Annotated in this window: 1 protein-coding gene; it reads right to left on the bottom strand. The window is 26.4% G+C overall.

The features are described 5' to 3' along the window. On the bottom strand, positions 1-951 hold a 951-nt coding region (locus CAMP5063_RS08330), incomplete at both ends, for a toprim domain-containing protein (RefSeq protein WP_337195162.1).

Raw genomic sequence — 951 nt, 5'->3', positions numbered from 1 at the left:
AAGCATTAAATCATTAAAATCACTCATACCTTGAGAGCTTTGCTCTTGTGTAAAATTTGGTAAAATTACACTAACATTAGAATATTTTTCTTTAATTTCTAAAGCTGTTTTTTTACCTGTATTTTCTAATCCTTTTAATTCTTTTTTTACATCATTATCAGCAAATATTGTGATATTTTTATCAGGATAGAGAGTATTTAGTTTTTTAACCACACTTTCTAAATTACCAGCATCTACTGCCATAATGATAGGTTTATTTAAAGCTTTATACAAAGTAGCACCAGTAGCAAAACCTTCACATAAATAAAATTCTTTTAAATTATGAAGTGTTTTAGCTCCTATAATATGAAAACAACCTTGTTTTTTTGCAAGATATTCCACGCCTTGATCTTTTTCTTCTTGAGTTTTAATTACTCCTATGATTTTATCTCCATTTGAAAATATTCTTTGAAGTGACCATAATTTTCCATTTTCATCTTTTAAAGGAATTAATAATGAACCCATTTTATCTTGTTTAAGATAAAAGTTTTCATCAAAGCCTTTTTTCTTTAAGTAAGCATGGTTAGAATTAGCCCATCTTGCATTATTATACTCATCTTCTAATTTTAAGGCAGTTTTTTCTTGTAAGGCTAAAATTTCTTTTTCTCTAAGCTCTTGATCTTTTTTTATTTGATTATGTAATTCTTGAGAGCTTTTTAAATTACTATTATAGTTTTTTTCTACTTGCATTTTCCAATTTTTCTTTATGCCTGTTTTAAAATTTTGTATAAAACCTGCAGGAAAATTGTTATTTAAATATCCAATATAAGCACCACTTAATTCTCTACCTTTATCATTAGTAGTTTTTACTCTATGAATTTTACCATCCATAATAGGTAAATTATCTATAATTAATCCTTCTTCTTCAAGTGATTTTTTAAATGATTGAAGGGCTAGGGAGGTGTTGGTTGA

It is taken from the genome of Campylobacter sp. RM5063, assembly GCF_024723655.1.
In the GTDB taxonomy this organism is placed as follows: Bacteria; Campylobacterota; Campylobacteria; order Campylobacterales; family Campylobacteraceae; genus Campylobacter_D; species Campylobacter_D lari_D.
Note: the sequence above shows the minus strand (reverse complement) of the source record. Positions and strands in the feature narration are given on the sequence as shown.